The 14,486-nt window shown below is 64.6% G+C and carries 13 protein-coding genes, 1 pseudogene and 1 riboswitch; of the genes and pseudogenes, 6 read left to right on the top strand and 8 right to left on the bottom strand.

Annotated elements, in window-relative coordinates; all coding sequences use genetic code 11:
• Window positions 1-4: 4 nt before the first annotated feature.
• From KZ820_RS16390 to KZ820_RS16370, 5 genes are read right to left on the bottom strand one after another with little or no spacing between them, the layout of a single operon-like run.
• Window positions 5-1,849: a hypothetical protein gene (locus KZ820_RS16390; RefSeq protein WP_219749691.1), complete on the bottom strand. Its 1,845-nt coding sequence runs from the start codon at window positions 1,847-1,849 to the stop codon at window positions 5-7.
• Complete coding sequence (locus KZ820_RS16385) at window positions 1,846-2,670, bottom strand: phosphoadenosine phosphosulfate reductase family protein (RefSeq protein WP_219749690.1); 825 nt, start codon at window positions 2,668-2,670, stop codon at window positions 1,846-1,848. The genes KZ820_RS16390 and KZ820_RS16385 overlap by 4 nt, the downstream gene beginning before the upstream one ends.
• Window positions 2,667-5,834: a hypothetical protein gene (locus KZ820_RS16380; RefSeq protein WP_219749688.1), complete on the bottom strand. Its 3,168-nt coding sequence runs from the start codon at window positions 5,832-5,834 to the stop codon at window positions 2,667-2,669. The genes KZ820_RS16385 and KZ820_RS16380 overlap by 4 nt, the downstream gene beginning before the upstream one ends.
• Window positions 5,831-6,748: a DUF4007 family protein gene (locus tag KZ820_RS16375; RefSeq protein WP_219749686.1), complete on the bottom strand. Its 918-nt coding sequence runs from the start codon at window positions 6,746-6,748 to the stop codon at window positions 5,831-5,833. The genes KZ820_RS16380 and KZ820_RS16375 overlap by 4 nt, the downstream gene beginning before the upstream one ends.
• The gene (locus tag KZ820_RS16370) at window positions 6,745-7,959 is read right to left on the bottom strand and encodes a cysteine desulfurase family protein (RefSeq protein ID WP_219749684.1); all 1,215 of its coding nucleotides are present in this window, start codon (window positions 7,957-7,959) and stop codon (window positions 6,745-6,747) included. The genes KZ820_RS16375 and KZ820_RS16370 overlap by 4 nt, the downstream gene beginning before the upstream one ends.
• Before the next feature lie 303 nt (window positions 7,960-8,262).
• Between KZ820_RS16370 and KZ820_RS16365 the strand changes: the two genes are divergently transcribed.
• From KZ820_RS16365 to KZ820_RS22015, 3 genes and pseudogenes are all read left to right on the top strand, one after another.
• Window positions 8,263-8,703, top strand: coding sequence for a hypothetical protein (locus KZ820_RS16365; RefSeq protein ID WP_219749683.1), 441 nt, complete (start codon window positions 8,263-8,265; stop codon window positions 8,701-8,703).
• A gap of 495 nt (window positions 8,704-9,198) precedes the next feature.
• Window positions 9,199-9,442: pseudogene (locus KZ820_RS22020) on the top strand (transposase); the annotation flags it as partial.
• Entirely contained in the window at window positions 9,440-9,592 is a 153-nt protein-coding gene (locus KZ820_RS22015; protein ID WP_308462265.1) for a transposase, read from the top strand. The pseudogene KZ820_RS22020 and the gene KZ820_RS22015, both read left to right, overlap by 3 nt.
• A gap of 111 nt (window positions 9,593-9,703) precedes the next feature.
• Here KZ820_RS22015 and KZ820_RS16355 read toward each other — a convergent pair whose 3' ends face one another.
• From KZ820_RS16355 to KZ820_RS16345, 3 genes are all read right to left on the bottom strand, one after another.
• Window positions 9,704-10,270, bottom strand: coding sequence for a recombinase family protein (locus KZ820_RS16355; RefSeq protein ID WP_219749680.1), 567 nt, complete (start codon window positions 10,268-10,270; stop codon window positions 9,704-9,706).
• 141 nt (window positions 10,271-10,411) lie between these two features.
• The gene (locus tag KZ820_RS16350) at window positions 10,412-10,864 is read right to left on the bottom strand and encodes a DUF190 domain-containing protein (RefSeq protein WP_204200589.1); all 453 of its coding nucleotides are present in this window, start codon (window positions 10,862-10,864) and stop codon (window positions 10,412-10,414) included.
• Entirely contained in the window at window positions 10,821-12,179 is a 1,359-nt protein-coding gene (locus KZ820_RS16345; RefSeq protein WP_219749678.1) for a voltage-gated chloride channel family protein, read from the bottom strand. Before KZ820_RS16345 ends, KZ820_RS16350 begins: the two co-directional genes overlap by 44 nt.
• 23 nt (window positions 12,180-12,202) lie before the next feature.
• A riboswitch (Fluoride riboswitch) is annotated at window positions 12,203-12,279 on the bottom strand.
• A gap of 163 nt (window positions 12,280-12,442) precedes the next feature.
• Here KZ820_RS16345 and KZ820_RS16340 point away from each other — a divergent pair.
• From KZ820_RS16340 to KZ820_RS16330, 3 genes are all read left to right on the top strand, one after another.
• On the top strand, window positions 12,443-12,808 hold the full coding sequence (locus KZ820_RS16340; RefSeq protein WP_219994278.1) for a DUF305 domain-containing protein: 366 nt from the start codon (window positions 12,443-12,445) through the stop codon (window positions 12,806-12,808).
• A gap of 1 nt (window position 12,809) precedes the next feature.
• Window positions 12,810-14,249, top strand: coding sequence for a YncE family protein (locus KZ820_RS16335; RefSeq protein WP_007406255.1), 1,440 nt, complete (start codon window positions 12,810-12,812; stop codon window positions 14,247-14,249).
• Window position 14,250: 1 nt separating this feature from the next.
• Window positions 14,251-14,486 (top strand): RNA polymerase sigma factor (locus tag KZ820_RS16330; protein ID WP_308462257.1); only part of this gene is annotated, 236 nt, incomplete at its 3' end.

Below are 14,486 nucleotides of genomic sequence, written 5' to 3'. Positions count from 1 at the left end.
ATCGTCAGACCTCGATCACGCTGGGCTGGATCTCGCCGTTGCTGCCGAGCCCGAGGATGCGCACCGCCTCGCGCCCGTTCTCGTCCTCCTCGTCGAACATGGCGCGCAGCGACGATGTGGTGCTGAGCGCAAAGTGCCGGATCTCCTGCTGGCACTGCCGCGAAAAGCTGGCGGGGAGACTGCCGTTCGCGACACGCATCAGGTACTCGAACAGGAGCGGACGGAGCTCGAGCGATCGGATTGGCGGCCCGGACATGAACTTCGGGAGCGCGATCCCGAGCGTCGGTCGGCAGGTCACCGGATCGAGCGTCAGCCGCACGCTCACCCCCGACGTGGTCACGCGGTCGACGCCGCTGATCGTCGACACGCGGCCCGAGGGGTCGTCAGTTCGGCCGATAGTGCCCGCGAACCAGAGCCGGTCCTCGTCGTTCGTCATCATGCCGCTGAACGCGCGATTCAGCCCGCGGACGAGCTGACGGGTGAACGGGTCGATGACCTCCTTGCCCTTCTTGCTGATCAGCGCATCGAGCAGGTCGAGGTACTCGCCGCCATGCTGGAAGATCGTCAGCCGCCAGGGGCTGGCTGCTTCCAGTGGCGGCTTCTCGGGCAGCCGGAAGAACGCCCGCCGCCGCTGCGTCTCCAGCGCAGAGCGGAACTCCCGGACGACGCCGGTCTCGGCCCCACCCAGCGCGAAATAGGTCTTCCGATGCGGCGTGAACAAGTCGATCCCGTACGTCGGCTCCTGCTCAAAGATCATGTCGTGCAGCGCCTTGGGCTCTCCCTGCACGAGCATCGCGTCGATCAGGTTGTTCGTCTCGTAGCCGACGCCAAGAAGCTCGAAGACGTTGAACACGCGGTTCGCGCGCCGGCGCTCGGGACGGAGGTTCAGGCCCGCTGCGTTGTTGTAGGGGTTGGTGCACCCGTATTCCTTTTTGGCCGCCCGCTTGCGCGCGGTGGCGCAGTCGAGGAGCGGCCGGTCCGGATTGCGGGCATCACCGAGCAGTATGTTGACCACCAGGACCAGCAGCTGTCGGATGGGCACGTGCTGGTCGTTTGCGGCGGCCAACCTGAGCGACTGGCGGATGCGGTTTCTGAAAGACGATGGCGCATCCCCGCCGTCGAGCAGCAGCGCGCGGTTGAGCTGGATTGGGCAGGGATTGCCGCCGTTGGACGAGGGGCATGCGTCGCACGCTCCCCAGCCCGGATGCTCGAGCACGGCATCGAAGATGCCGTCGACCACCTTCTCGCTCCACGTCCGGCTCAGGTTGAAAAGGCGCAGGGAGAGACCGACGAGATCCTCGCGCTCCTCGCGGAGCATCTTGGCGATGCTCTGCTGAAGACGCCGCGAACTCGCGGCCGCCCCTGGCCTCTGGGCGGCGTCGCGGAAGTATTTCAGGAGCTGCCCGTCGTTGGCGGCGACGAGGTAGAGCCTTTCGGGCGTTTGCCCAAGGAGCGCCGCGGAGAGCGCTTCCAGCTCAGCCTCCTTTTCCGTGTCGGAGATCTCACTGAGGTCGCGGATGATGCGGAGCTCGCGCCCTGGCGCGAGTTCGAGCGACAGCACGCCGGCCTCGCCGGGCCATTCCGCCTCGCGTCCTGGGAACCGCTCCATGAAGAACTGCCGGATGTGGAAGGTCTTCCCGTCCCCCGCGGTGCCAGTGAGGATGACGTTCAGCCCGTCATCCAGCAGCGTGCGCTTGACGTCGTCGAGCCGGGCCGCCGGAGTCGTGATGCCCTGGACGCCGTAGGTCCGCTCGGCCTGGCGCACATTCTCGTCGCAGAGGCTGTCCGAGGTAGCGATCGGACCGAACGTCCGCAGGAAGTCGACCAGCTGGTTGTCGGTCTGCGTCACAGGTGGCACACGGCGCAGCCGTCCTCGCTCTTGGCGCGCACCGTGCGGCGCGGCATCCGCTCCACATCGTCGAGCGACCGACCGTCGACCCATGTGTACTGGCGGCCGCGCTTGATCGTCTCGTAGCGCTTGGCCCGCTCGTAGAGTTCGGGGTGCCGCTCCTTCAGACCCTGCCACTCGCCGATCTGCTGGTAGAAGCAGAAATAGCATCCCGACCGGCTGCGCCACTCGTAATAATCCGGCAGTCCGATGCCCGCGCTGTCGAGAATGCGGCTCACCTCGGCGATGTCGATCGCGTCGTCGCGATATGGATAGACCGGGGTGATGTTCGGGCGCTCCGAGATGACGACCGGCTTCGCACCCGCTGTGCCCGTGCCGAGGTATCCCGATCGATTTTCGTCAGCGCGGATGCCGATGTAGGAGTAGGCCCTGTCCGTTCCGACGAAGCGCTCGAAGGGCGCAATCTTCATGACCCGCGTGCACCAACGCGCTCGCGGGCTGGGAAGAAAGCCGGCGAAGTGCTCGAAGAGCGCGACGTCGAAAGCGGTCCGGCCTGGCTTCTCCGGCACGTCGAAGAGGTCCATCGCCGACACACGGTGGATCTCTATCCCCAGCACGTTTTCAAGCCGGTCAAGATAATCGTACGTCTCGGGAAGCTCGACGCCAGTGTCTGAGAAGACGTACTCAAACTTCACCTCGGGATTGCGTTGGCGAAGGTAGACCGCGAGCGCAGACGAGTCCTTTCCTCCAGACACGGGAACAATGTGCCGCGCGTCCTTATCCGCGATCGCCTCGTCGATATGGGCAATCGATATGGTCATCGCGCTCCCCCCTGCCTCTTGAACCCCGGCCCCGATGTTTCGGGCAGCTGATCAATCTTGGCAAGTAGTAGGTTCAACTCATTAACTTTTGCTAAGATGATCGGACGCAGATCTTCCTTTGGCTCTGCCGTGTCGAGCGCTGCGGCCTCGATGCGTTCCCGCGTTTCCCGGAGCGCCGCACGGAACTGCACGGCGGTGCGGTCGTCCCACTTGTCCAGGCTGCGCTGAAGGAGGATCGAGCTCAGCGATGCGGCAAACGACTTGGGTGAGAAGCGGCCGTTGGCCGTCTCGACTGCCTTGCGCAGAACCGCCTTGTCGCTGATCCTCAGATCGCCGCGCTCGTCCATGGCCGTGGCGTCGAAGCATGTCGCCCAACCGCGGACTGCGTCGAGCAGGCTTGACTGGTCGCCTCCGGCGCGGAACGCCTCCTCGACCGTCTGCATCGCCTCCTCGGCGAACTCGTCGGCGAGACCGTCGATCCTCTTGCGAGCCCTTTCCAGTGTGCTGATGATGGCACCGTCTGGCCCCTTGGCGCCAAAGGCCCCGGGGATGCCGGTCAACAGAAGGTCGACCGGATCCTTGCTGCCGTCGATGGCACGCAGGAGCGCCTTCGCGGACGCGTCCAGCTTCTGGGTTCGCTTGGATCCTTCGGGGACCGCCATCCGCCAGCGGGCGATTGCGTCGAAGGCCGTGCGGAAGAGTTCGTCGTCGGCTTTGGGATGCTCGTGGCTGAACGCATAGGAAAGCTCGCGCAGGTAATTGATCAGCTTCAGTTCGGGCTGTTCGACGCGGACGGCGATTGAATCTGACGCGGTGACGAGTTGATCAAACTGGAAGCCGAGCAGGTCAGGAAGGTAGACACCGTCCTGGTAAAGGGCGACCGTCCGGGCAAAGCGCTTGTAACCCGCCGCGATGAGAATGGGCAGCACGGCCCTCGGCACGCCGTTGGGCCGTCCGGTAAGCGTGTTGATCAGTCCGGTGAGCGACTTGCCGCGCGACGTGGTCGGGTCACGGAAGAAATGGGCGATCTCCAGCCAGGCGGCATGCAGTCCTTTTTCCTCGATCTCGTCAGGATCTGCGAAGCGCCAGTTCGCACCATCCTGCAGGTGAAGCCCGGTCCGTTCTAGCACCGTGCGATATATGGAGCCCTCGGCGCTCTTGTCGTCCGGTCCATAGCCGAGGCGTTCTCGCGCGTGCTGCTCGAGAATGGCGCCGACCACACGAACACGGGCCGTCTGCATCGTGCGCGACGCATGTTCGCGCATCAGCTGCTCGTTCGCGATCGCGGGCGTCAGCCCATACCAGTTGTCCAGCAGCTGCGAGGCCGCCATCGATGCGGGCCGGTCCCCGGATACAGGCAGCCGCTCGCCTGCCGACCACCAGGTCGCGCTCCCGCCCCGTGGGTCGAGAAGCGACCGCATCAGCGCAGCCAATTGCTCGAAGGCAACCGACTCCAGCTCGTCCAGTTCGGTCGAAACCATGGGATCGCTGGCGAGGAAGTCCCGATCCGCGCGCAGCGCCTCCAGTGCGAGCACCTCGACCGCCGCGCTCTCGACCTCGACGGGCCTCGACGGGATCACGAGAATCGTGCCCTCATGTTCCATCCTGCGGGCCGCAGCGGTTGCGACCCCGATTTCACTCTGGTTCCGGGCGAGGACGTACTCGACCCGCGGCACGGCGCTCTCCTGCAGCCCGTCGATGTCCGCCGCCGCGACATAGCCACCGGCAAAGAAGCGGTTCACGCCATAGCGGGCGTTATGGCCAGGCGTGCGCAGGTTCGGCGCCGGGAAGCGCTCCTCAAGGAAGCTCTGGAGGTCGAAGCCGATCGCCTGCCGCTCGCGCTCCTCCTTCACGCGGAGCGAGACGTCGATGTCGGCGCCATGCCACACCGCCACGTCGTCGTTGTGACGCCGCCAGAGCAGGAGGTTGGCCTCCAGAAGATCGTCGATCGCCTTCGAGATCTCCGCCGGCCCGGTTTCGGGCCGCAGGAGCGCCAGCTCCAGCACGGACCGGGGCAGCCGGCGCCTTTCGCCGCTTGTCCCCAGTTGGAGCACACATGCGGCGGCGAGCGCCTCACGCTGGAGCGGGCTATGCGCGCGGGAGCGCGCGCTCTCCGTCTCCAGCCACCGTCTGTAGGCGCCGCCGATGCCGACATCGCTGCGCAGCGCGTCAGCGAAGGCGGTGTAGACCTCCTCGATCCCGACCGTCTCGTTGAGGTCCGTCTCGCGCAGGAAGGCGAACAGGCTGCGCTCGTTCTGGCCGACACGGGCGACGAGCGTGGGCAGGATCTGCAGGGCGCCCGGAGTCAGCGGACGCGCGTCCGCGAGCACCTGTGCGACCTTCGCATTGTCGGCCATGTCGTCGAGCCAACGCGCCGCGCGCACCTTGTCGATGACCCCGGGCGGCGTCTTCTCCTTCGACGCCGTTGGACGGAGGCCTCCAACAACATGTGCGATCAGCTGGTAGATCTCCTGGCTGTCCTCGACCATGCGAACCGCGGCGAAGCGACCCTCGACCTTGCGCCACTCGCTGCGCGTCGTCTCGTTAAGGCGAGCGGCGTAAGCCAGCAGGTTCTGGTGTAGCAGCAGCGTCAGGCTCATCGTCGGACCGCTCGCCCGGACGCATCGCTCGGCCAGCCGCTGCAGGATGTCGAGCTCGTCGGGCCGGCCTTCGCCGACCAGGCCTTCGAGATGGCGCCCGAACTCGTCCCAGATGATCGAGACGTGATCCCATCCGCCTTCGCGGAACGCCTTCCCGAAGCCCTCCACGGTCTGCGGTGCCTTGGCCATCCCCGCCGACCTCGCGATCACTGCCAAAGGATCGGATTCGAAACCGGAGAGCACAACCACCAAGCCCCGGCGACGCGAGTCCAGTCGATCCCGGATCTGGTGTCCGATCTCCGGCGCCAGATCGTCGACTGCGTCGACCATGCTGGCAACGACCTGCCGGTCGGCTTCGCCGTTGCGTACGGCGAGGGCCGCGACGCCTGCGGCAAGGCTCTTACCGCTGCCATACGGCGCGATGACCATCGTCGCGGCGTTGGGCTGCAACACAGCGCCGAGTACGGCCGCGGCGCGACGGGTCGGGCGATAATGACTAAAGCGGCTCGGCTCGCCGAGATCCTCGGCAAGGCTCATAGATCGGAAGAAGTTGTCCTCGATCACGCCGCCTTCGCCTTCGCCGCCGTCTTCGAGGTCTCGATCCGCTCGTAGAGCTCGCCTAGCCAGGATGCGGGTGCGCGCGGAGCGAGGACCAGCTGCCGCTCGCCTGCGGACGTTTCCACGCCAATCCCGTCGTCCCACCGCCTCCTCCCGATCTCTCCAACCATCTCCTCGATGGCATCCAGTCCCATGCACAGCACTCGTCCAGGCCCACCCCGGGCCGACGCCAGATCCCTGAGTGTCAGCGCCGACTTCTCCATGTCGGCCGCCAGCAGGCTGGCCGAGGCGAGGAACGCCTCGATGGGGACGGCGTGGGGGTTCCTGGTCCGCTCGAAGCGGTTGACCGCATCATGGCGGATTAAAAGTCCGAGTTCGCGCAGGGGGCAGGCGCCGACGTCATCCGGATCCACCACATCGACACCAGGGCGCGCCCCGTAGGAGCTGATAAGACAGGCAATCTCGCGCTGTGCCGCCGCCGGCGTCGCCGGGCGGATCGCGTGGCTCCGGGTGTGTTGGAGGAAGGCGTCGATGCAAGCGATGCGGTCGAAAATCCGGTCGTGATAGTCGTTGAAGAACCACGACCAAACAGTCCCCTCGCGTCGCGCCATGGCTAGGTGCAGGAACCACCACGTGCCCGGGTATTCGAAGAAGGGATCGTTCTGCTGGATCGACAGCGCGAGCTCGCTGGCCAGCATCGGGCCGCGCGCGTTGTCGCGCTGGTCGCCGAGACCGGTCACGTCGAGCCAGTAGCCGAGCGAGTCCACCATCTTCGATCCGAGCCCGAGCTCGTCCGCGGTCTCGGTGTTGGCGACGAACGTGCCGTCGCGCACCAGGCGGCCGACGCCCTTCGGGAGCCAGCCGTATCGCACCGGGAAAGTGGCGTGGCCTCCATACTGGAAGCGGATGGGCTTGCTCATCGTGCTCTACTCACTTCTCGGCAGACGCGCTCAAAGGCGGCGATCGCCCGGTCGATCTCATCCACGGTGTTCAGCGGGGAGGTGGACAGGCGAACCGTGGAGAACGCTTGAGCCTCGGTCAGCCCCATGGCGATCAACACGTGCGAGGGTCTCGGACGCATGCTGGAGCAGGCGGAACCCTGCGAGACGAGGATACCCAGCGCGTCCAGACGCGCCACTATCTCCATCGCGTCGCGACCCTCGAAGCGGATGCTCGTCGTGTTGGGCAGCCGTGGGGATCCTATGCCATTCACAGCCGCGCCGTCCACTCTGGCCACGATGGAGGCTTCCAGGCGGTCGCGAAGCATCCGCATCTTGTCGACATCGGCGTCCAGCTGCTCCGCGCGCTCCGCGCAGGCCGCCCCCATCCCGGCGATTAGCGGCAAGGCTTCAGTTCCAGCACGCCTGCGACCTTCCTGATCGCCCCCGTGCAGCAGCGGGTAGACGCGGTCCTCGCCATCAGACAGCAGGATGGCCCCAACGCCCATTGGGCCGTGCAGCTTGTGGGCGGAGACGCTTGCCGCATGCGCGCCGCCGTCGCCAAGCACCAGCGGCAGCTTGCCGAACGATTGTGCTGCGTCCGTATGGAAGAGAATGTCGCCGCGCTTGGCGACGAGGCATGCGATTTCGTGGATGGGTTGGACGACGCCCGTCTCGCTGTTCGCGGTCTGCACCGAGAGGATGATCGGGCCGGAAGTCGAGTGGAGATGCTTCTCTAACTCATCGAATGCGATCAAGCCGTCCCCACCGACCGACAATCGAATCAGGGAGACCCCGTCACGCTGAAGCGCCGCCGAGGGGGATAGCACGGACGGATGCTCGACTGCCGTCGTGATCAACGTAGCTTGCAGCGTCCGGGCGGCGTGCAGCACGGTGTTGTTGGCCTCCGTGCAGCCCGATGTGAAGACCACGCCGTCATCGAACACGCCCTCGGCTAAGAAGGAAACCGCGTCTCTCGCGCGCGTGATAGTAGCGCGCGCTTCGGCTCCTCCGGCATGACCACTGGAGGGATTCGTTCCGGCGACGAGCCCCGCCATTACCGCGTCGGTCACGCGTCGTGTGACTGGTGCATTAGCGTTCGCATCCAGGTTGATGAATCCCACCTCCGCCAGGCGCGTCGGATCAGGGCTCGCGCAGCCCATTTCCTCCTTGCTCAAGACATTGCCGAACATCGTGCTTCCCCATCTCAGACCCGCTTATAGGTTGGCCCCCTGCGGCCCGCCAAGCGATCTGGCGCAGGTGACGAATAGCTGCCATCAGGCATGATGGAACCTCAAGGAGCGAGGTGTTCCTATTGTGTTCCTTGAAGCGTAAGTTTGGTGCCTTCGTCAACGCAAAAAGACTAGCTGGGCCGCCTCATGCAGTCCGGACATCCAAGGGCTAAATCCTCGCGCATTGAACCGGCATGCACAGGCTGATCAGGCGCCGGTTGCCGAGCCGCAGGGCATGCCTATGCTGAGGTGAAGGGATGCGACATGCCGAAGCGACTGAGTCATACCGAGACATTCGAATTCTATGGCGTGGTGCCGAGGAACACGCGCTGGAGCTGGTCTGGACGCAGCCCCGACGGCCTCCGTGTCGCCGTCACCCTCTGGCAGGATCGGTTCGAGGATGGCGGTCGGACATACCGGAGCTGGAAAACAGATCGACCGGGCGAATGGCGTTCACGGCCTGGTTTTGTCGAGTTGATCGACAACCTCGTCTATGCGCGCGATCAGCTTAATGGGAGGGTTCATGTCATTTTGGCCATCGCGAAGGACAAGGTCGTAACCCCGAGATCCATCCTGCGGTCTTTCGTACAGCCGGACCTAAAGATGAAAGTCATCGAATTGGACGAGGTGGAGGGCACATTCGTCCTCGAGAGGATCGAGCCCGATGTCCTCGGATCCATCGATCGGCCGATAGCGGCAGAGTGAGCCGGTAAGCTCCCTTTTGGAACGGCATGGCTGATAGCCGGGTCGCCCTCCGGGATGTCGTAGATGACCGAATTGCACCGCATAGTCGATCCAATGGGCGGGTGCCTTTGCCGAAGCACTCGAGCAGATCGTTGGGGGCCGAGCGTGTATAACCGTTCGATCGCGGCGAGGTCTGACGGTAGATCGAACAGCGCCGCGAACTGCGCCGAAGACAGGATTTGGGCGACCATCTTGACCCTATGCCCCCTGCTGTCACACAATCATGCCGTGACGACGTTGACGCGACATAGCCGGAGTGACAGGTTAAGTGACAGAAAGGCGCCTGGTTCCGGTGCTATCTCAATATGTCACGCGGACGCTCGGGGCTGTTGAAAAAGGCCGGGTGAGCCGATCACGTTCCTGACGGGTTCCCTGCTTCGATACATCGGGAGCAGCGGCCATGATGGGCAAGCAGCAGCGAGGCGGCAAGGGTACAAGGTGGCGGGCGCTTGCGCGATGATCCCCGCCGATCATATCCTACGCAGGATAGACGGGCTGATCGACCTGGGTGAACTGCGCGATGCGCTCGCCCCCTCATTACAGTCGCCGTGGGCGTCCCTCAATCGCGCCTGAATTGCTGGTCCGCATGGCGCTGATCGCTCGCCTCTATGCCATCACGTCGGAGCGCCGGCTGTGCGAGGAAGTCTGCTTCAACCTCGCTTATCGCTGGTTCTGCCGATTGCTGCTCGACGCGCGGGTGCGTCGGGGCGTTGAGCGGGTCTTTGCCGATGCGAAGAGTAAGCGGGGGCTTACCCGGCTGCGCCTTCGCGGCCAGCGCGGTGCCGAGGAAGAGTTTTTGTTGGGTGCGGCCATTGCCAACCTCGTGCTGCTGGCCCACCCCGACGCATGACCGGCACGGACCCGCCGCCCGCCCCCGGTGCCGGAACGGATCGACCACATGGCCCGGATCAGCCGGGGCCGGTTCGAGCAATCCTACTACGCGACGATCTTCTGACACCGATTAGCCAAGTTCGCGCTCGGCCGCAGGGAAATGGCGATAGAAGGTAGAACGGCCGACCTGTAGCAGCTTCGCGACCTTCGCCGGTTTGTCGCCGGCCTTGAGCAGCTTGCGGGCTGTGTCGAGCATGTCGGGCGTCATGACCGACTTGCGGCCTCCGCCCGTGCCGCCCTTTGCCCGTGCCGCTGCCAATCCGGCGATCGTCCGTTCCTTTATCAGTTCGCGCTCCATCTCCGCGACGGAAGCGAGGATATGAAACAGCAGCCGGCCCGATGGGGTGGCCGTGTCGAACCCGTCCGTCAGCGATCGGAAATCAATCTTGCGAGCGGACAAGTCCGCCGCCAGTTCGATCAGGCCCCCGATCGATCGGCCAAGGCGATCGAGCTTCCATATCACCAGCGTGTCACCGGCCCGCACGAAGTTGAGAGCTTCGGTCAGACCGGGCCGGTTCAGCTTCGCGCCGCTCACCTTGTCGGTGAACAGCTTTTCGCAGCCGGCCTTGGTCAGCGCATCGGTTTGTAGCGTCAGGTCCTGATCGGAGGTCGAGACACGCGCATAACCAACCAGCATGAGTCCCGTTATCCCATCTCAAACAGCTATTTCGGGACTCCTATTTCGGGAACATATTTTGGGAAAGCCCCGGCGGGAATACAGCGGATTTTTGTGTCGGTGTCGGCCGTCCCGTTGGAGGTTCCTTTACGGGAACGCCGATCAGGCTCTGGTTAGCTCAGTTTTGCGCGTGATAGTCCAATGCTCCAGTCGTTTGTAGACGATCACCTTGTCGCCGATCAGATCTCCATGCCGGCGACAGAAGAGGTCGAGCTGATCGCGATCGCCGACCAGTTCGACACAGATCGTCAGATGCGGATCGGCAATTTCCGAGCCGTTCTCCCGGATCGGTTCGTGATTGCTGAAGCCGTAATGGGTATTTTGCGCGACGGCGTTGATGATGCCGTCCGCCTTCGCGGTGCGAATCAGCTCGCGATAGAGCGGCTTTGCCCCCCAGAAGCGACGCGGGCCGATCTTGTCGGACGGTTTCAGATAGATGCGCAGCATCCCGACTTCGCGGTGATGGACGGTGAAACGATTGGGCATGACGGGCTTTCGACAGGAAACAGGATCAGGCGCGCGTGCGCCGGCGAGAAGCGCGGTGCGTGCGGGCATCGCGCAGGGTCGCGTCGGGTGTGAGGTGTGCGGCAGGTACCTTTGGCACAGCGACGCGCTGCGACAGGTAGATGCCGTTGTGGCCTGAGCAGAGGTAGGCGACGAAGCACGCGACTGCGATCGGCACCGTATAGGCCGCGCCGAACAACTCGATCCCCATGAACGTGCAAGCCAGCGGTGTGTTGGCCGCGCCCGCGAACAGCGCGACGAAGCCGATCGCTGCGAATAGCCCCGACGGTACTCCGAACATCGGCGCGAGCGCATTGCCGAGCGCCGCGCCGATAAAGAACAGCGGCGTGACCTCGCCCCCCTTGAAGCCCGCGCTCAGGGTCACGACGGTAAAGAGCAGCTTCAGCGCCCAGCTCCACGAGTGCGTATCGGGACCAAAGAAGCTGGCGATGGTCAGGCTGTCCGGTGTCGCGGCGAGCGTACCCAGGCCAAGATAGTCGCGGGTTCCGAGCAGCCAGACCAGCGCAATCACGGCCAGCCCGCCGATAACGGGTCGTAGTGGGCCATAGGGGATCACGCGCTTCAACCATCCGCCCAGCGCGTGATTGGCCTCGGCAAAGGTCAGCCCGGTCAGACCGAAGGCAATGCCGGCGACACCGGCCTTGGCGACGAGCAGCGCGTCGACCGGCACCAGCGCATCGACATGGTAGACGCCGTGATGAATGCCCCAGGCAAGACAGGTCCAGTCACCGACCAGCGCCGCGACCAGGCATGGCACCAGCGCGCGATACTCGACCCGACCGATCGCCAGCACCTCCAGTGCAAAGACCGCGCCCGCAATCGGCGTCCCGAAGACCGCGCCGAACCCAGCCGCGATCCCGGTCATAAGGAGGGTGCGTGTCGCTTCCGCATCCAATCTGAGCGCGCGTCCAAACCCGCTGGCAAGACTGCCGCCCAACTGCACGGCGGTGCCTTCACGTCCCGCCGATCCCCCGAACAGATGTGTCACGACCGTGCCGAAGAAGATGAGCGGAGCCATGCGCAGCGGCACGCCGCCCCCCGGTTCGTGGATTTGCTCGACGATGAGGTTGTTGCCGCCTTCGACCGAGCGCCCTGTCAGATGGTAGAGCAGTCCGACCACGAACCCGCCGATCGGCAGCAGGTAGAGCAGCCAGGGAAAGGCGAAGCGAAGCCGGGTTACGGTGTCGAGGCTCCGCAGGAAGGCCGCGCAGAGCGTTCCCACCGCTGCGGCCATCGGGACCAGGATCAAAGCCCACCGCAGTACCGACGTGGCATGGGTGCGGCGATCGCGAATGAACGCTGCCATGTTGAACTGGTCATAGAGATTGCGAAATGTCGCGCGCACGATTCCTCCTTGCTGCCTTGCGGCGCCTGGTAGGAATCATCGGCCCTTGCGAGGGCGGTTCGACCGAATGGCCCGGCGGAAATCCATCGCCGTGCCTGCGCATATGCTGTCCGACCGCGACCCGGTCAACCAACCGCAGAAGCATGAGACTATCATTTTGGTGAGGACCGATAAAATGGCTTTGGCCACGGAATAAACCCCGACGAGCATCGTCTACGCTTTCGAGACCGATGCGCTGGAGGCTTATGCGTAGACGAGATTGGATGCTGGGTCTGACGGCTTCGGCCCTACTTACCGGCGCAGTCGCGGCCGCCCCCGCCGATGGCTACGCTACCATGATGTCTGTCGCGATGGACCGGATGATGGCGGGCATGATGGTCAAGCCGTCCGGTGACGTCGACCGCGACTTCGTGGCGATGATGCTTCCGCATCATCAGGGTGCCATCGATATGGCGGTGGCGGAGCTGCGCTACGGCCATAACGAGCAGCTCAAGCGCATCGCGCAGGAAATCATCATCGATCAGCAGCAGGAGATCGCCGCCATGAAGCTGGCGATCGGCCAGCCGCTACCGCCTTCGACGCCAGCCCCGACGCAGGGCGGCGACCACCATAGCCCTATGGAGCACTGACATGATCCGGACCATCCTGCGCTCGGCCGCCTTGCTGATGAGCGCCGCACCGGGCCTCGCCATGGCCCAGCAGGCGCCGTGGAACGCTAAGGACATGCCCGTCAGCCACCGCGACCGCGTCTATGCGTCTGAACAATTCTCCAACACGGTGTCGGTGACCGACCCGGCCGACAACCGGCTGCTCGGCGTCATCAAACTCGGCGATCCCCAGCCGATGAACTTCTCCCCGCTCTACAAGGGACAGGTGCTGGTTCACGGCCTGGGCTTCTCGCCGGACGGGAAGACCTTGGCGGTCGTGTCGATCGGATCGAACGCCGTGTCGTGGATCGACACCGCCACCAACACCGTCAAGCACACGACCTATGTCGGGCGCAGTCCGCACGAGGCGTTCTTCACGCCGGACGGCAAGGAGGTGTGGGTCACGGTCCGCGGCGAGGATTATATCGCCGTGCTCGACCCCACGACGTACAAGGAGACGGGGCGCATCAAGACGCCCGGTGGTCCGGGCATGACGATCTTCTCTCCCGATGGCCGGTACGGCTATGTCTGCTCTTCGTTCAATCCGGTATTGGCTGTGTTCGATGTCGCGACCCACGCGCAGGTCGGACAGGTGGCGCAGCCAAGCCCCTTCTGCCCCAACATCGCCGCGACGCCGGACGGCAAGCAAGTGTGGTTTACGCTGAAGGACATCGGCAAGACGGTCGCATTCGATGCTCGGCCACCCTTCGCGATCCTGAAGGTGCTGGATACCGGGCCTATCACGAACCATGTCAATTTCGCCCGCACGGCCAAGGGGCAGTTCGCGTATGTGACGGTCGGCGGAGAGAATGTGGTCAAGGTGTTCCGCACGTCCGACTTCACGCCGGTGGCAACAATTCCGGTCGGCAAGATGCCGCACGGTGTTTGGCCATCGGGCGACGGCCGGCGCGTTTATGTCGGGCTAGAGAATTCCGATGAGCTGGCCGCGATCGACACTGCCGGCAACACGGTCGTCGCTACCGTGCCGGTCGGACAGGCACCGCAGGCGATCGCCTATGTGTCGAACGCAGTTCCGACAGGCCCCGGCACCGACAATCTCCAGCCGCTCGGCACAGCGGGCAAGGCGCTGCATCTGACCATGGGGCCGATTGGCGGCAAAGGTACGGCAAGCAGCATCACCCTCTTCGACCAGGGCATCATTCAGGTCGTGCAGAGTGCCGTTACCGGTTTGCAGCCCAAGAAGCCTTACATGCTCGTACTGACCGCCAATGCGGACGGCAGCGGCGCTGTAGAGCCGCTTGCGAACTTCATGAGCAACCCGGCAGGTGCGGCGATCGTCAACGCATCGGGTCCGATCCGCCAGATCGTTCAGGGCAGCACCGCGACACCCCGGCGCTTTCTGGCGGTTGCGGAGGTGGTGAACGGCGCGCCGGGGCGCATCGTGCAGGTGCAGCGCGACTGAGATGGACCCGCTTGCCGCCGCGATCGAACCGCTGATCCCCGGGCTGCGCCGCTATGCCCGGTCGTGGTTGCGCGACCGGGTGATGGCGGATGACGTGGTGCAGGATTGCCTGGAGCGCGCGGTCGGGCGCTGGCGACAGCGACGGGGTGCGGAGGTCCGCCCGTGGGTCTATGCGATCCTGCACAATTTGTTGGTCGATCATCAGCGGCAGCATAGCCGGCGAGGTACGGCGGTTCC

Source organism: Sphingomonas citri, from assembly GCF_019429485.1.
Classification (GTDB): Bacteria; Pseudomonadota; Alphaproteobacteria; order Sphingomonadales; family Sphingomonadaceae; genus Sphingomonas; species Sphingomonas citri.
Note: the sequence above shows the minus strand (reverse complement) of the source record. Positions and strands in the feature narration are given on the sequence as shown.

Coding starts and splice junctions, on each gene's coding strand:
- KZ820_RS16385 (WP_219749690.1), bottom strand. CDS start 2,670: ATGACCATATCGATTGCCCATATCGACGAGGCGATCGCGGATAAGGAC.
- KZ820_RS16375 (WP_219749686.1), bottom strand. CDS start 6,748: ATGAGCAAGCCCATCCGCTTCCAGTATGGAGGCCACGCCACTTTCCCG.
- KZ820_RS16370 (WP_219749684.1), bottom strand. CDS start 7,959: ATGTTCGGCAATGTCTTGAGCAAGGAGGAAATGGGCTGCGCGAGCCCT.
- KZ820_RS16365 (WP_219749683.1), top strand. CDS start 8,263: ATGCCGAAGCGACTGAGTCATACCGAGACATTCGAATTCTATGGCGTG.
- KZ820_RS16355 (WP_219749680.1), bottom strand. CDS start 10,270: ATGCTGGTTGGTTATGCGCGTGTCTCGACCTCCGATCAGGACCTGACG.
- KZ820_RS16350 (WP_204200589.1), bottom strand. CDS start 10,864: ATGCCCGCACGCACCGCGCTTCTCGCCGGCGCACGCGCGCCTGATCCT.
- KZ820_RS16340 (WP_219994278.1), top strand. CDS start 12,443: ATGCTGGGTCTGACGGCTTCGGCCCTACTTACCGGCGCAGTCGCGGCC.
- KZ820_RS16335 (WP_007406255.1), top strand. CDS start 12,810: ATGATCCGGACCATCCTGCGCTCGGCCGCCTTGCTGATGAGCGCCGCA.